Origin of the sequence: Flammeovirga sp. SubArs3, assembly GCF_947387565.1 — a bacterium.
In the GTDB taxonomy this organism is placed as follows: Bacteria; Bacteroidota; Bacteroidia; order Cytophagales; family Flammeovirgaceae; genus Flammeovirga; species Flammeovirga agarivorans.
In genome coordinates this window covers 113,955-130,445 of the sequence record NZ_CANDOA010000014.1, presented here as the reverse complement: position 1 = coordinate 130,445, position 16,491 = coordinate 113,955, and the positions used below count along the sequence as shown (strand labels likewise).

16 protein-coding genes are annotated in these 16,491 nt (G+C 34.9%); 10 read left to right on the top strand and 6 right to left on the bottom strand.

What is annotated here, in order from left to right; translation table 11 throughout:
* Positions 1-237 precede the first annotated feature (237 nt).
* Positions 238-1,206, top strand: a complete 969-nt coding sequence (locus tag QL232_RS25420; RefSeq protein ID WP_281616276.1) for an alpha/beta hydrolase-fold protein — start codon at positions 238-240, stop codon at positions 1,204-1,206.
* A gap of 55 nt (positions 1,207-1,261) precedes the next feature.
* Here the strand turns inward: QL232_RS25420 and QL232_RS25415 are convergent, their stop codons facing one another.
* From QL232_RS25415 to rnr, 3 genes are all read right to left on the bottom strand, one after another.
* On the bottom strand, positions 1,262-1,504 hold the full coding sequence (locus QL232_RS25415) for a hypothetical protein (RefSeq protein ID WP_281616275.1): 243 nt from the start codon (positions 1,502-1,504) through the stop codon (positions 1,262-1,264).
* Positions 1,505-1,737: 233 nt separating this feature from the next.
* Positions 1,738-2,247, bottom strand: a complete 510-nt coding sequence (locus tag QL232_RS25410; protein ID WP_168885455.1) for a phosphoribosyltransferase family protein — start codon at positions 2,245-2,247, stop codon at positions 1,738-1,740.
* 16 nt (positions 2,248-2,263) lie between these two features.
* Complete coding sequence (gene rnr, locus QL232_RS25405; protein ID WP_281616274.1) at positions 2,264-4,456, bottom strand: ribonuclease R; 2,193 nt, start codon at positions 4,454-4,456, stop codon at positions 2,264-2,266.
* Positions 4,457-4,586: 130 nt separating this feature from the next.
* Here rnr and QL232_RS25400 point away from each other — a divergent pair, with 130 nt between their 5' ends.
* Positions 4,587-5,711: a hypothetical protein gene (locus QL232_RS25400; RefSeq protein WP_168885453.1), complete on the top strand. Its 1,125-nt coding sequence runs from the start codon at positions 4,587-4,589 to the stop codon at positions 5,709-5,711.
* Positions 5,712-5,713: 2 nt separating this feature from the next.
* On the opposite strand, the gene cdd is transcribed toward QL232_RS25400, so the two are convergent.
* Both cdd and QL232_RS25390 read right to left on the bottom strand, forming a co-directional pair.
* Positions 5,714-6,202, bottom strand: a complete 489-nt coding sequence (cdd, locus tag QL232_RS25395) for a cytidine deaminase (RefSeq protein WP_281616273.1) — start codon at positions 6,200-6,202, stop codon at positions 5,714-5,716.
* A 95-nt stretch (positions 6,203-6,297) separates the two neighbouring features.
* Positions 6,298-6,933 (bottom strand): Ezrin/radixin/moesin family protein, encoded by a 636-nt coding sequence (locus QL232_RS25390; protein ID WP_168885451.1) that lies wholly within the window; start codon positions 6,931-6,933, stop codon positions 6,298-6,300.
* Between the two features lie 236 nt (positions 6,934-7,169).
* Here QL232_RS25390 and dtd point away from each other — a divergent pair, with 236 nt between their 5' ends.
* From dtd to QL232_RS25350, 8 genes are all read left to right on the top strand, one after another.
* Entirely contained in the window at positions 7,170-7,622 is a 453-nt protein-coding gene (gene dtd, locus QL232_RS25385) for a D-aminoacyl-tRNA deacylase (protein ID WP_281616272.1), read from the top strand.
* 4 nt (positions 7,623-7,626) lie between these two features.
* Complete coding sequence (locus QL232_RS25380) at positions 7,627-8,757, top strand: DUF4271 domain-containing protein (protein WP_281616271.1); 1,131 nt, start codon at positions 7,627-7,629, stop codon at positions 8,755-8,757.
* 53 nt (positions 8,758-8,810) lie between these two features.
* The gene (locus QL232_RS25375; protein WP_168885448.1) at positions 8,811-9,590 is read left to right on the top strand and encodes a uroporphyrinogen-III synthase; all 780 of its coding nucleotides are present in this window, start codon (positions 8,811-8,813) and stop codon (positions 9,588-9,590) included.
* A gap of 224 nt (positions 9,591-9,814) precedes the next feature.
* Entirely contained in the window at positions 9,815-10,783 is a 969-nt protein-coding gene (locus QL232_RS25370; RefSeq protein WP_281616270.1) for a type IX secretion system membrane protein PorP/SprF, read from the top strand.
* A 160-nt stretch (positions 10,784-10,943) separates the two neighbouring features.
* A complete protein-coding gene (locus QL232_RS25365; protein ID WP_168885446.1) occupies positions 10,944-11,996 on the top strand; it encodes an SUMF1/EgtB/PvdO family nonheme iron enzyme in 1,053 nt (350 codons plus the stop codon).
* An 88-nt stretch (positions 11,997-12,084) separates the two neighbouring features.
* Complete coding sequence (gldL, locus tag QL232_RS25360; protein WP_168885445.1) at positions 12,085-12,903, top strand: gliding motility protein GldL; 819 nt, start codon at positions 12,085-12,087, stop codon at positions 12,901-12,903.
* Between the two features lie 51 nt (positions 12,904-12,954).
* Positions 12,955-14,565: a gliding motility protein GldM gene (gldM, locus tag QL232_RS25355; RefSeq protein ID WP_168885444.1), complete on the top strand. Its 1,611-nt coding sequence runs from the start codon at positions 12,955-12,957 to the stop codon at positions 14,563-14,565.
* Positions 14,566-14,575: 10 nt separating this feature from the next.
* Entirely contained in the window at positions 14,576-15,469 is an 894-nt protein-coding gene (locus QL232_RS25350) for a gliding motility protein GldN (RefSeq protein ID WP_168885443.1), read from the top strand.
* A gap of 175 nt (positions 15,470-15,644) precedes the next feature.
* On the opposite strand, the gene tsf is transcribed toward QL232_RS25350, so the two are convergent.
* Complete coding sequence (gene tsf, locus QL232_RS25345) at positions 15,645-16,475, bottom strand: translation elongation factor Ts (RefSeq protein WP_168885442.1); 831 nt, start codon at positions 16,473-16,475, stop codon at positions 15,645-15,647.
* Positions 16,476-16,491 lie beyond the last annotated feature (16 nt).

The following is a 16,491-nucleotide window of genomic DNA, read 5'->3' as shown; positions in this document are numbered from 1 at the left end:
CGAACAGAGCAGTTAAGCCCTACAGTGCTGATGGTACTGGGTTAACCCCCGGGAGAGTAAGTCGGCGCCACATTCATTAGATATAGAAGGTTAGTTAACACAAGATGTTAGCTAACCTTTTTTTGTATATCAAGAACTTTTAATAAGAAATTGTAAACCTTATTATTAATTAAAGTTACATCGCTACTTTTCTTACCCCTAATTAATTATATTCGTCAGAAATTATCAATCAAGAAAATGAAAAGAATACTACTCTATTTATTAGTAATGGTGGTAGGACTTAGTTGTTCTAAACCACAAAAAAGTCAATCAGAAAAAAAATTAGGATTAGGGGCTGCCGATGCTTCAAAGATGCCTAAACTAGCCGCTGGTAAAATCGATAGAATACCAGACTTCCAATCTAAGTATATTGATTCTCGTTCAGTTGATGTGTATTTACCTGATGGTTATTCAAAAGAGAATAAGTATGCAGTTTTATATATGCATGATGGCCTAATGTTATTCGATTCTACTGTTACTTGGAATAAGCAAGAGTGGATGGTAGATGAACACATCACAAACCTTTTAAAGGAAAAGAAAATTGAAGATGTGATTGTTGTTGCGGTACCTAATAATGGGAAGTACCGTTCCTCTGAGTATTTACCTCAAGAAGCAATTAGTGGTTTAGATGATGAATTACTTATTAAAATTAAAGATAAGCGTCTTGCAGGAAAGATGATTTCTAATAATTACCTGAAGTTCTTAACATCAGAACTTAAACCTTATATTGATAATAATTATTCAACTTATACAGATAGAGAACATACATTTGTAATGGGTTCTAGTATGGGGGGCTTAATCTCTCTTTATGCAATCTGTGAATATCCAGAGGTATTTGGGGGTGCGGGTTGTCTATCAACACATTGGCCGATGGTTTATGCAGAGGCATTTACTGCAGATGAAAACAAAAAAATCACTGATGGTATAATAAATTATACAAGAACACATCTACCAGATCCTAAAACACATAAAATCTATTTTGACTATGGTACAGAGACTTTAGATTCTCAGTATGAACCATATCAGTTGAGAATAGATGAGGTGATGAAAGAGAAAGGTTTTAGCTCTTCAAATTGGATAACAAAGAAATTTGAAGGGCAGAATCACTCTGAAAGAGCCTGGCAAAGTAGATTAGATATTCCACTTGTATTTTTACTTGGGAAATAAAAAAAGTCCAATGTATTTAATATACATTGGACTTTTTCATGTAAATCTTAATTGGTTACACATCAGCGGGTGCCCAATCTGAACATAGCATACCTTCAGTTGCTTGAACAGGCTTTGAACAATTGTCTTTTTTAAAGAAAGTACAGTTAGTACACTGTATAGCATTGATTAATTCAGATGCATTTGAAAAGCTATCACATGTATATTTTTCATTTACTTTTACATTGTGAACATTGCATGTTAACGATTCAGCTAACTCAGCACAGCTTTTACAATTTGATGATAATCTAATAGACATAATTTGATAATAGTTTAGGTTTAACCTTTGTTTGTTTTCTCTGTTCTCAAATGTAGCAGGTCACCTTATATTTATTACTATCAATAAGTCGATATTTTAACGTTGAAAGTTAGTTTATATTTAGATTGTTTTTAGTTAAACATTGTTTTGAATTGGTCTAAATTATATAAATAAAAAAGCACTAGAATTTATTGTATTCTAGTGCTTTATGAATATGTTTCTTGTTGTAAGAACTAAGTTAAAGTAACAGAAAAACGAATTTGATCTGATAGGTCTACTTCAACATTTTGTTTTACGGTTGTTGATAATTCATATCCAATAAAACTTGGGATTACAGGGAATTTATGATACCCTCTATCGACAAGAACAGCTACCTGTAACTTGTCAATTTTAATTCCTAAAAATGGTTTAATACTGTAGGCTAATGTACGTCCAGTATTTAATACATCATCGACAATGATAATCACTTTTCCTTCCATTTCTTTGAGGTCTTTATCTACCTCAATAAAAGTTTGTAATGGAGCCGTTTTGTCGATAGTAATTTTTGTAATATCAGAAGGAATTGAAGCAATCTTGTCAAACTCTCCTTTTAATAATTCAGCAAAGCTATAACCAGTTCCTTTTATTCCCGCGAAGACAATTTCTTTTACCCCAAAGTTGTCTTCATATACTTCAAATGCAATACGACGGATTTTTTGTACGATCTGTTCGTGAGATAAAATTACATTGGTAGTTAATGACATAACTTGATTTTTTATGTTATACTAATTCGAAATCAATCGAACGTTTTTCAATATTAGTTTCTTTAACGATTACCTTAACAGGATCGCCTAATTGGAAAGTCTCTTTGTACTTCACACCTTTTACGATCATCTCTTCACTATCAAAAATATATTGATCAGCTAACATTGATGAATATCGCACTAGGCCTTCACACCTTGTGTCCTTTAATTCGATAAACATACCCCAATCAGTCAGACCAGAGATAGTACCTTCCATTTCTTCACCTAAGAATTCTGACATGAATTCTACTTGCTTGTATTTGATGGAAGCTCTTTCTGCATCGGCAGCTACTTTTTCTCTTGCTGAAGAATGTTTACAACGATCTTCGAACTCATTTTCATCAGCAGATTTACCTTTATCAAGGTAATGTTGAAGTAGTCTGTGAACCATTACATCAGGATAACGACGAATAGGTGATGTAAAGTGAGTATAATGAGCAAAGCCTAAACCGTAATGTCCTTCAGGAGCTGTAGTATACACAGCCTTTGCCATTGTTCGGATCGCTTGCTGCTCAATGATATTTTGTTCTGGTTTACCTTCTACTTCTCCAGTCAGGTTATTTAATGAGAACGCAATTTTCTTTTCGTTCAGATCTAAATCATAACCAAAGCGCTTAGCAAATGATGCAAACTGAGCTAATTTCTCAGGGTCAGGATCACCGTGTACACGGTATACCATTGTCATTGGTTTGCCGTCTTGCTTTTTTCTGAAGATAGATTCTGCTACTCTCTTGTTTGCTAGTAGCATATACTCTTCAATCATTTTATGAGCATCCTTTCTGATTTTTGGAGTCAAACCAGTTGGTTTTCCATTTTCATCAAGGTCAAACTTCAATTCGACAGATTCAAAAGAGATTGCTCCATTTTTGAACCTTACATCTTTTAGTTTGTGTGCGATACCATTTAGAATATTGATTTCTTCTTGGTAATCTCCTTCTTTAGTCTCAATTCTTTCTTGAGCTTCTTCGTAAGAAAAACGTCGATTAGAATGTATGACTGTTCTACCAAAAGATTGTTTGTATACTTTTCCTTCCTCATCCATTTCGAAAATAGCTGCAAAAGCTAGACGATCGACATGAGGGTTTAATGAGCACAAGCCATTCGAAAGCTTTTCTGGAAGCATTGGAACAGTTCTATCTACTAGATATACTGATGTTGCTCTTTTGAAAGCTTCTTCTTCAAGTAATGATCCTGGTCTTACATAATGAGAAACATCGGCAATATGAACACCGATTTCATAATGACCATTCTTCATTTTACGGATAGACAATGCATCATCAAAGTCTTTTGCCGTTACAGGGTCAATCGTGAAAGTTGTACGATCTCTGAAGTCTTTTCTATTTTTGATTTCTTCCTCAGGGATTTCATCTGGAATAGTGTTGGCCTCAGCATCAACTTCCTTAGGGAATTCAAATGGTAAACCGAATTCAAACATGATAGAGTGAATTTCAGTATCATTATCACCTGACTTACCTAAAATTTTAATGATTTTACCAGTAGGAGATTTATCATTTGGCTTCCATTGGGTCATTTTGACAATTACTTTGTCACCATTTTCAGCTTCACCAACTTTTTCTCTTGGTATAAAGAAGTCAAAGAACATTTTCCTTTCAGAAGGAACAACGAAGGCAAACTTTTCAGAAACTTGTAGTTGCCCTACAAATTCATCACGTTCTCTTTTTAGAATTTTCGTGATTTTCGCCTCTGTTCTTTTTCTCTGCTTATTGTAAAAAGTAGTGTATTCAACCTTATCGCCATGCAGTGCTCTGTTCATGTTAGGTAGAACAATTCTGATGTCTTCGATAGGTTCTTCTCCTTCTTTAGTATCAACGATCAAAAAGGCAAACTTCGGGTTGACAAAGTCAACAGTAGCAGTTCTTATATTCGCTAATTCGTCTTCAAGCGTTATTGACTGATACTTCTTTCCTTTTAAAAGAACTTTTCCTTCTTGAGCTAATTGTGCAAGTATATATTTTAATTTGTCTTTATCCGTCTGACTTTTTATTCTGACCTCTTTTACGATTTGTCTTAAGCTAAAACCAGTTTCAGGACTTGAATTAAGTAGATTGATAATGTTCTGTATCGTTTGTGTATTGATACTACTTCTTTTTTGAAACTTCTTTTTTGCTCTCGAATTCTCTTTTTTATTCTTTTTTTTGCCTTTTGTCATGTTTTTGATTTACATCTGAAAGAAGATGAAACAAGATTTATTATATTAATTAATATGATTAGTGGGGGAATCTTGTTGCTCTCGCTAAATTACGATAAAAACCTAGTATAATGACGATCAATACTCTTTTATGTTGCGAAGATTATATTTAACCCTCCAATTTTTATTCTTATTTACAACTTTAAATGCTCAATCATATAAATTATTGTGGCAGAATGAAGAAGCATTAAGATTGGCAGAAGAAACCATGGATCAGATGTACCATTGGAACTTTGTAAAAACAGATAGTTTATTGTCTGTTTACGAAGATCTCATGCCAAAACATCCTTCATTACCTTTATTGAAAGCCATGAGAGTGTATTGGGACATTACACCTTTTGACTACCAAAATGAAGATCAAATTGATAAAATGTTTACCTACTTAGACGATTGTGTTGAGTTGTGTGAAGATCGATTAGACGAACAGGAAGATGATGAAGAAAGTATATTCTTTATGTTATTAGCAAAAAGCATAAAAGCTAGAACATATAATTATATTGGTTCTACCTGGAAAGCTGTTTCTGAGGCAAGAAGTGTATACTCTTTAACTAGAGTTGGAATGACTTTAACAGATTCTTTACCTGAGTTTAATTTCTCCTCTGGTATATATAATTTTTACAGAGAGTTTTATCCGGAAAAACATCCTATTTATAAGCCTTTTTTAAGCTTTTTTCCTCCTGGAGATAAAACAAAAGGAATTGAGCAATTAACTAATGCAATGAAAACGGGAGTATTTACTTCTGCGGAATCACATAGGTATTTGATGTGGATTTATCTACATATAGAAGACCAACAGTCCATCGATTTAGCTAAAGATTTGATGAGTAAATATCAAGAAAATCAGTGGTTTATTTACGAATCTTTATTGGTTATGTCGGGTTTTGATGCTTTAAATGATTCAAATGCTGTGGAGAAGATAAGTGTGTTGCAGGTATCAACAGACTCATTTTATATTTTAGCAGGACAAATGATAGAGGGCATGAGGTTTTATGAAATGCATGATTATGATGAGGCAAAAAAAATGTTGTTAGGTGTAGAAGAAGATCTTACACATCTAACAACAAGGCAAAACTATATAAAACCGTTCCTGTATGCTTATCTCACTACAATTTTCGAGATTGAAGGAGATCAAAACAATAGAAAAAAGTATTATAAGAAGGCAAGTCAGGCTGATTTTGGGGATCAAGTAATGAAACGTTTATCAGCCCGAAGATGATTTTATTCAAATAAGTCTTTTTGAGTAAACTTAAATGGTAAGAGATCGGAAATAGAGTGTAACTCAAAAATTTCCTTATGTCCTTTCATTATTAAGCGAATGGGCTGGTCTTGTTTTACTTCATATTCTAACATTGCTTGTCTACAAGAACCACAAGGTGATATTGGAATAAAACTCGTTTCTTCACTTTTTCTTGCTGCAATGGCAATTGTCAATATTTTTTCATTGGGATAAGTAGCACCTGCATAATATATCGCATTCCTTTCTGCACACATACCTGATGGGTAGGCGGCATTTTCTTGATTATTCGCCGATATGATTTCACCATTTTCAAGAAGTAATGCAGCTCCGACATTAAAATTTGAATAAGGTGCATACGAACGATGAGTAGCGTCTTCAGCTAATGATAAAAGGTTTCTGTCGCTTTCACTTAATTCAGAAATATCATTGTAAGCAACAATTTCAATATTTAGGTTTACTTTTTTTGCCATAGGTCATTATTTAAGTATCACAATTAAGATACAAAAAAGCCCTTAGAAATAAACTTCTAAGGGCTTTTTTAAAGTGAAAGATTTTAAACAGTTAATTATCTACCACTTTTACGTTGAACATCCTTAATGTCCTTACGTGTATTATCTTCATAAGCAACGATCCATGCATCTTTTACACCCATTGCTCTCATGTACTTTTTAAATTGATCAGCCTCTCCATAATCACGGAAGTAAGCGATAGTGTATTTCTTTAAACCATCTTGATCTTCCATCCAGAAATTACCTTTATCTTGGAATTTAGAAAGGTCTCTATTTTTGAAAGCACCAACTTGTACTTTGTAAACAACTCCTTTAGTGTAATCATCTCCTGAAGCAGACACATTATTGTCCATTTTCTTCTTCAGTTTTGCTAACTCAGCTTTTAAGTCTGCAATCTCGTTGTCCTTTTCTTTTAACTGTTGATTAAAAGTCTCTTTTTCTTGTTCTAGTTTAGAGATTTCAGCTTTTAAGCCTGAAGCTTGACCACGTAAAGTGTTTAGCTCCTGTGTCATATCTCTAAATTTTAATGGATCAGTTTCTTTAAGCTTCTTTTTCCATTCTTTAATTTCTTTCTTCTCAGACTTTTTATCGTTACCGCCTTTGTCTTTTTTCTTTTTCTTTTGGGCGAAAGCATCGTTGTCAAAAGCAACAACACTAAATGCAACTAGGAGTAATATGAAGATCCTTCTCATGGTAAAATAATTTTCTCTTTTTTGGAGTTGATATACGTATAACTTAAAATTTTGCTTTTTATTTTAAACCGAGTATGAAAATACTGTTTAGTTATCGTTTAATCTGAATAATTTAAAAAATCATCAAAGTTTATACCACTATTTTAATCAAAAATAAATCAAGATTAAAAAAAATTGTTGGATTCGATTAAATTCGTGGAATTCGAGTATTGAATTTATAACAATAGTCATAACTAATGAACGCAGTTATACAAAGAGTAACTTCTGCCAAGGTAGAAATTGAAGGAGAAGTAAAAGGAGAAATAACATCAGGGTTACTCATTTTATTAGGGGTTGGACATGAAGATGACCCTTCAGATATTGAATGGTTAGCGAAGAAAATAGTAGGGATGCGTATTTTTTCTGATGAAAATGGGAAAATGAATTTAGCATTAGGTGATGTAGATGGTGATATATTATTGATTTCACAGTTTACATTGCATGCCAGTACAAAAAAAGGGAATCGTCCATCTTATATCAATGCAGCTCCTCCTGAGAAAGCCATCCCTTTGTATAATGATATGATAAAAAAGTTAGAGGAGTTGACAGGTAAATCGATACAAACAGGAGAGTTTGGAGCGGATATGCAAGTATCGCTGTTAAATGATGGACCTGTAACGATAATTATAGATTCTAGAGATAGAAAATAATTTAATGAGTAGAATAATAAAGATCTCTTTATTGATCATCCTATTCTTTTCAACAAAGAATTTTGCCTCCAATTTTTATTCATTGGAAGATAAGTGGATGATTTATGATGATGCAGTGTCAGGATTCGTTCCTTATGTGCCAGAGCAACATCCATTTACGAAAAATTTCTACATGTTACTTCATGTAGAAGATCTTAGTGGATTGGGTATTGAAATACTCTTACCTGATGGTGCTGCAGTATTTATTAATAACCAACTGCAAGATGTTGCCAAAGGTAAGAACAATAAAATCTTCTTTAATAATGATGAACTTCTGGATCGAGTAAAGAAATCTGGAGAAGTTCTTATTGTTGTAAATACAGTACAAGGAGATCATCCAACAGCATATTTAGCTGATAAACCCTATTCTTACAGAACAATTACAAAGAAAACACAAGAAGAAAACTTTAATGAAGGATTGATCGTACGTCATGACTCTAGTTATAGATCGATGTTATTGATGTGGTCTATTATCGTTTTTGTCTTAGTAGGAGTTTTTTCAAGAATTGGAGGATTAAAGACCGGTGCTGATAATATTTTAAAGTCATTCGAAGGTGTTACATTGGGTAGGTCGGATGATACAAAAATGAATACTCTTCAATTAATCATGTTTCTTTTTTCATTTGCTTTGGTAGGAAGCTTGTCGATGATGCTCTTTGGAAAAGGAGATATTTGGCTTTCTGAAGTGAACTCTCCAGAGTTGAATAGAAACATGTCAGAATTCTTTATAAATGTATTCTATGTTATACTTGCAATCTTTGCATTTGTAGCTTTTAGACTCTTTGTGATTTATTTTTTAGGAAATATTTTTAGTAATTCTCAAGTGTCTTCTGTACACAGTTTAGAATTCTATAAATTGACATGGGTTTATGTATTGTTTTACCTGTTTTTATGTGTATTATGGACGTTAAACCCATTTTACATATCATGGGATTTTATGAGAAACTTTATTGGAATTGCCTTCTTTTTAAAGAGTTTTTTAGTGTATATCGCTGTATCTAAACAAGTAAACCTTAGATTTAATTATTTATTTTCGTATTTTTGCGCGACTGAATTCCTTCCGTCCCTTTTGGCAGTAAAGGTATTCATTGGTTGATTTCTTATAACTCACAAACAAGTCCGAGGGCTTTTTAAAAATATAGAAAAAGCATGGCAAACGACATAGCAGGAAAAGAGGTGAAGAAAGCTGTAAAATCGATATTGGTGTCACAGCCAGAGCCCGCAAACCAGAACTCTCCTTACCATAAGTTAGGTGAGAAGTATGGGATTAAAATTGATTTCCGCCCTTTTATTGAAGTAAAAGGTGTAACTGCGAAGGAATTTAGATCACAGAAGATTAATATTCTTGAGCATACAGCCGTTATTTTCACATCAAGAAATGCAATTGATCATTTCTTTAGATTATGTAAGGAACTAAAAGTCGAGGTTCCTTCAGATATGAAATACTTCTGTATTTCAGAGCAAACAGCAAATTATCTGCAAAAGTATATTGTAGTTAGAAAGCGTAAGCTTTTTACTGGCTACAAAACTGCAAGAGATATGTTTGATTTGTTCAAAAAACATAAGTCAGAAAAATACTTATTCCCTTGTTCAGACATTAGAAAGGAAGATATTCCAAACTTTATGGATGAGGCTGGTATTGAGATGAATGAAGCGATTATTTATCGTACAGTTGCTGCAGATCTATCTGATCTAAGCGATATCTTCTACGATATGATTGCATTCTTCAGCCCTTCTGGTATTAAATCATTGTTTACAAACTTCCCTGATTTCGAGCAAAAAGAGACTCGAATTGCAGCGTTTGGACCTACAACAGCCTCTGCAGTTAGAGATGCAGGATTACATTTGGATGTGGAAGCTCCATTACCAAATGCCCCATCTATGACAGGAGCTATTGAATTGTACATTAAAGAAGCGAATGATCTATAAGGAAAATTACTTTTTTATTGAAGCACTACATTTGAATTAAGATGTAGTGCTTTTTTTTGTTCAAAATCCATGGAAACCAATGTATTTTTTTGTTAATTGTATAAGGGGCAATCTTTAAAAAGTCTCCTCAAATTATTTGTATACCTGATTTGAATTCATCTATTCAACTCAAATATTACTCATAAATCTAACCCTTGTTCAAAACATCTGTTGACTTTAAAGCTATGCAGCAATTCAAAGCGTTACTATTAAGCGGTATTGTTTTCTTTATCATCTCTTATGAAACTAAAGCACAACAAGATCCTCAGTTTACACAGTACATGTTTTCTAAACCATTTCATAACCCTGCTGCCGTAGGGATGACTTCAGAAGATGCAGAAGCATCTCTAATTCATCGTACTCAATGGTTAGGCTATGAAGGTACTTTTGATGATACCGGGACGCTGAATACTCAGTTTTTTTCATTAACAGCTCCTATTAACTCTAAAAAATTAGGTGTAGGTTTTCATGTGTTAAATGATGATGTAGGCTTGATGAGGAATTTGGAAGCTCAGCTTTCAGTATCTTACTATGTACCGGTAAAGAAAGGTACTTTATCATTTGGTTTGAGAGGAGGAGTTTATGATCGTTCAGTAAATGAAGAACGCTTACGCTTTGTTAATGAGGATGATCCATTTCTTAGATCAGGACAATCTTTAAATTCAATTGTTCCTGATGTATCAGCAGGTGTATACTTTCAGCATGAACGATTATATGCAGGTATTGCAGCAAAACATTTGGTGCCATCAGAGTTTGTAGGTGGTGAAAATAGCCCATTTTCAGCTTTGAAAATGTCTTTCAACGGAATGTTCGGGATGTCTTTTGATATTACAAATAATGTTATTTTACAACCTTCTGTATTAATCAAGTCAGATTTGGACACATTTACCTTCGATGCTACGTTATTAGCAAACCTACAAGAATGGGTTTACGTGGGCGCAGGAATTAGAGAAATAGAAGCTTTAAGTATTTTAGCAGGTGTTTATGCTTTGAAAAGCAGAAAGTTACACCTTGGTTATGCTTTCGATTATACAATGAAAGATCAATCTGCAAAGGCACCTACAAGCCATGAAATAATACTATCATTTAGTTTTAATTCGTTTGGTACAAAAACACCTTCAGCTATACGTACACCACGTTACAGACATGATTGATTTAGGAATAATAGACCTACTTTTTTAATTTTTTTTTACGATTTCCTCTTTTTGGATTCATTTTTGTTTTGTTACCAAGTGTTATCGATCTAGATTAGATTTTATTAACTATCTATCAGATAAGAAACAAAATAATATCCAAGAGGAGAATTTTTAGAATATGAAAAGCTTGTCATTACAAAGGCTTACGGGTTTGTTAAGCATTTTGGCTGTCTTAACTCAGAGTTGTGGAGGGGGCGGCCTATTAGGAGGCGGAAGCGGCTCTGATGGTGGAGAGTTAATAGGCTCTCAAGACCGTCCTGAATGGGATGCGCAAGTTATACCTTACGGTATGACGAACGTTCCTGGTGGTACATTCCACATGGGACAGGCAGATGAAGATATTACGTACTCTATGATCAACATGAACAAACAAGTTACTATTAGTGGCTTCTTCATGGATGAGACAGAGATTACAAACAATGAATACCGTCAATTTATTGAAGGTATGGAGGCTGAATCTGATACTAGTGCAGACTGGACTTACGAACAGATTCAAGAGGAATTAAGACCAGACACTACTGTTTGGGAAAAAGATTTCTCTTACCATATGGGTGAGCCTATGCAAGACTATTACTACAGTCATCCTGCATTTGACGATTATCCAGTAGTAGGTGTTACAAGAAGAGCTGCAGTTGAATTCTGTGCTTGGAGAACAAGACACTACAACGGATATAGAACAGAGCAAGGTATGGCGGAAATGCCAGCATTTAGATTACCAACAGAAGCAGAGTGGGAATATTCTGCAAGAGGTGGTCTTGATATGGCGAAATACCCTTGGGGTGGACCTTACGTGAGAAATGGTAAGGGATGTGCTTTAGCAAACTTCAAACCAGGTAGAGGTAACTATTATGATGATGGATATTCATATACATCTCCAGTTGCAGCTTATTTCCCTAACGGATTTGGTTTGTATGATATGTCAGGTAATGTTGCAGAGTGGTGTGATGATGCTTACAACCCTGCTGGTTATCCGATTGTTTGGGACTTGAACCCAACTTATACAGATCCTAATGAACCTAAGAAGATTGTAAGAGGAGGATCTTGGAAAGATATTCCTTATTACATCCAAACAGGTACTAGATCATACGAGTTTGAGACACAAGCGAGATCTTATATTGGATTCCGTTGTGTAATGATCAACTTGGGTAGATCTTCAGGATTTGATTTTTAGTAATTTAGTTTGAACGTGTTTTATAACCATCTTATTGGTAAGCAACATTATCAAAAACATCAATTAGAAAATTTTTAAGCAGACAGAAATGAGCCATTTTCACGAAACAGGTAGACAAAAGTTCTACAGAGTGTATGTTCCGATCTTAACAAACTTAGGAGCATCAGTTGTAATTATTGGAGCCATGTTCAAGATTCTTCACTTACCGAACGGTGGTCCAATCTTAGCAGCGGGTCTAATTACTGAGGCATTATTATTCTTTATGGGTGCATTTGCTCCAGCTCCTCCAGTTGAGAAACATTATGATTGGGAATTAGCTTATCCAGAATTATTAAGCGGTGAAGCTGCTGCTCCTAAAAAGAAAGCAAAAGCAGATCCTTCAAAAGACTTAGCAGCATTAGGTGCTATGGATAAATTACTTGCTGACGCTAAATTAACTCCAGAAGTATTCAAGAACTTTGGTTCAGGTATGGAGAACTTAAACAAGTCAGTAGGTCAAATGAAATCTGTTGCTAGCGTAGCAGGTGCATCAGACGAGTACTCAAGAAGCTTACAAGTAGCTACAAAATCAATGGGCGACTTGAATAAGTCTTTCTCTACTACAGTTACAGCAATGAAAACTATGGAAGGTACTGCTGCTGACTCTAAAGCTCACCAAGCTCAAGTACAAGCAATTACTAAGAACTTAGGTGCTTTAAATGCAGTATACGAAATGGAACTTAAGGATGCTAACAACCACCTTAAGACTATTAACAAGTTCCACGGTAATTTAGCTACAGCTGTTCAAAGTATGGATGAAGCATCTAAAGAAGCTTCTAAATTCAAGACTCAAATGTCTACATTGACAACTAACTTAACTCAGTTGAACAATGTATATGGTAAAATGCTAACTGCAATGAAAGGTTAATTTTAGTCTTTCACAAAGTCTATTTTTTAACACAATAATCTTAAAAGACTAATGGCAGGAGGTAAGGAAACACCAAGACAACGGATGATTGGCCTAATGTACTTAGTGCTAATGGCCATGCTTGCGTTGAACGTAAGTAACACAGTACTTGACAAGTTTATGTTTATTGAGCAATCTTTAGAGAACTCAAATGGCATTACTCATCAAGAAAATGATAGACAATTGCACGCGATTGAAGCTGCAGTTGCAAAGAAGAATAATGAAATTACAAAAGAAGTTTTATCTGAAGCTCAAGCTTTAAGAAAAGAAACATCTAAAGTAATCGCATATATCGATGATTTGAAAAAAGAAATCATTGAGAAAACTGGAGGCAAAGAAAACGGAGAATTAAAAGGAAAGAGTGATACTCAAATTCCTGGTAATATCCTGATCGGTGTTGAAGGTGCTAAGAAAAAAGGTAAAGCATACGACTTAGAGAAGAAGTTAAATGAATTAGCTAAGCATTATGATGCAGTAGCTGAGAAGTTTGACACTACTAAGACTTGGAAGAAGATCGGTAAGTTGGCGAAACCTGCGAAGGATATGCCACAATATAAAAACGATAAGGACAACAAGAATAAAGATTTCGCTTACATTCAATTTGAAGAAACTCCAGCTGCAGCTTGTATGGCAATTCTTTCAGAAATGTCATCAGAAGTTCTTCAAAATGAAACTAAAGTATTAAAAGTACTTAATGATCGTGTAGGTGGTAGAGTAGTTTTCGATAAAGTTGTTGCAGTTGTAAAACCTACATCTAAGTATGTAGCAGCAGGTTTAGATTATGAGGCAACAATGTTTATTGCTGCGTCTTCTTCAGCTGCAAAACCAAGAATGCAGTATAACGGTAGTTCTATTAAAGTTGTAGATGGTGTTGGTGAAGTGAAGTTCCCAGCAAAGCCAGTAAAATATGACAAAAACGGTCGTTCAACTCAAACTTGGAAAGGTGCTATTACTTATACAACTCCTTTCGGTGATACAACATTACTAGTTGAAGAAGAATATGTGGTTGTAAAACCATCTATCTCAGTTAATTCAGCTACAGTAAATGCTTTATATAGAAATGTTGCAAACAAATTAGTTGTTGACGTACCTGCTTTAGGTGAGTCTTACAATCCTAGATTTACTGCAACTAACGCTAAAGTAATGAGTAAAGGTAAAGTAGCAACGATTATCCCAACGTTAAAAGCTAAGTCAGTAAACTTAACTGTAACAAGTGGTGGTAATAAGATTGGTACTAAATCTTTCAAAACTCGTGGTGTACCTAAACCTTCAATTGAATTCCCAGGTGTGGATTTAAAGAAAGGTATCTCTCGTAAAACTTCTAAATTACGTGTTCGTCCAGTGGCGGATTCAGAATTTAAGGCAGCTTTACCAGATGAGGCAAACTATAGAGTTGTGGATTGGGAAGCAACAGTTGCTTTTGGTACTAAACCAATCGGTAAACCAATTCGTCTTACTGGCGGTAAGCAAGATATGGATATTGGAAATATCCTAAGAAACGCACCAAAAACTGATGGTGTACGTATTGTAATCGATGTGAAAAAAGTTGTACGTAAAAACTCACAAGGTAATACAGAGACTGTACCAGGTGTAGGTGGTATTACAACTATCGCAGTATACTAAGAATTTAATTATGAAAAGTCTAAGAGGATTACTTCTACTAGCATTGACTATCGTTGCTAGTGTGGCTTATGCACAGGAGATTGATGAGAGTGAATGGAATAAGCACTCTGTAAGACCTGTTCGTAATGCAGATATAATGTTCAAAAGAACTGTTTGGTATAGAGTTAATCTTAATGATAAAATCAACCAACCTTTCTTTGCAAAGAATAGATGGTTACCTAAGCTAATGATTGATGCAGTAAAGAGTAGTTTGCTTAGACCATATGAAAATGATTCTTTAAAGAAACGTTTAACAATTGATGAGTTTAAAGAACGCATCAAGAAACCTAATCTAGGTGGCGACTCAGGCGGCGGTGACGACTGGGGCGGCGGCGACGATTGGGGCGGCGGCGGCGGCGGCGGCTGGGGTGACACTGGCGGCGGTGGCGGCTGGGGTGATGACTCTGGTAGTGCTGGCGGTGGAGCTGTAGCTGAATCGTCTGATGAATTATATCCTGAAGATATCTATTTGATGGATGTAAAGGTTGATATCTTATTCGATAGAAGAAGAGGTAAGTGGATTCACGACATACAAGTGTTATCATTAGTTCTTCCTGCTGAGAATAACGGTGGTACTCTAGAAAGACAAGTTGCTTCATTCTCTTACAAAGAGGTTGTTGAAAACTTATTCAAAGAAAATAGAGATGCACTATGGTACAATGATAAGAACCTTGCTGAAAGTAAAAACTTATCAGATGCATTCGATCTATTGTTATTCGATGGTAAGATCACTAAATACTCTAATACTCAAGATAAAGATATCGCTTTATTGTATGGAGATGCTAAAGGTGATATTGCCCTAATGAAAGGCTTAGAATACAAATATGATTTAGTTGAGTTTGAATCAGACTTATGGTCTAACTAATTCGATAAATCAAAATATATAAAAAGGACACTCTATTTTCTGTAGAGTGTCCTTTTTTTGTGGAATAGTTTTCTCAGTTCTTGTCAATCTATCATCCATTTATTTAATAAAAAAAGAGGTCTAATCAATGAAGATTAGACCTCTTTTTAATATAATTATTTCCTTTCGGAATGAATTACTTACCAGTTGAAACTCTGAAGAAAGACTTAACTTCCATACCAGATTTCACGCTACCTACGTAAGCTTTAACCGATTGGCTAGGCTCTTTAACGTAAGCTTGCTCAAGAAGAGTGTTTTCTTTTAAGAATTTCTTCACGTAACCGTCTGCAATACGCTCTAAGATATGCTCAGGCTTACCTTCTTGACGTGCACGCTCAACACCAATTTCTTTTTCTTTAGCGATAACTGCAGGATCTACATCATCAGCAGATAAAGCTAATGGACGCATAGCAGCAACTTGCATACCTACGTTTCTACCAGCTTCTAATACAGTTTCGTCAGCAGCTTCTGAAAGCTCAACTAATACCGCGATTGATGAACCGTGCTTATATGCAGCAACTGCAGCACCAGAAACGTTAGCGAAACCGCTAATTTCCATTTTTTCACCCATTTTTGCAGTAAGAGCAGTGATTGCTTCAGTAGCAGGAGCACCGTCGATCTCTAATGCAAGAACGTCTTCAGCAGTTTTAGCGTCTGAAGCAACAGCAGCGTCAAGTAATTTTTGACCTAATGCTTTGAACTCGTCGTTTACAGATACAGGTTCAGTTTCGCAAGCGAATGCTAAAGCAACTGATTTAGAGTTGTCATCGTTAGTGTAAACGAAAACTTGACCTTCAGTAGTCTCTCTATCAGCTCTTTTAGCAGCTAATTTTTGACCTTTTTTACGAAGGATCTCAACTGCTTTGTCGATATCGCCTTCAGCCTCAGCTAAAGCTTTTTTACAATCCATCATACCCGCACCTGTCATAGTACGAAGCTTTTTTACGTCTTGTGCTGTGATAGCCATCTCTAAAAGAATTTAA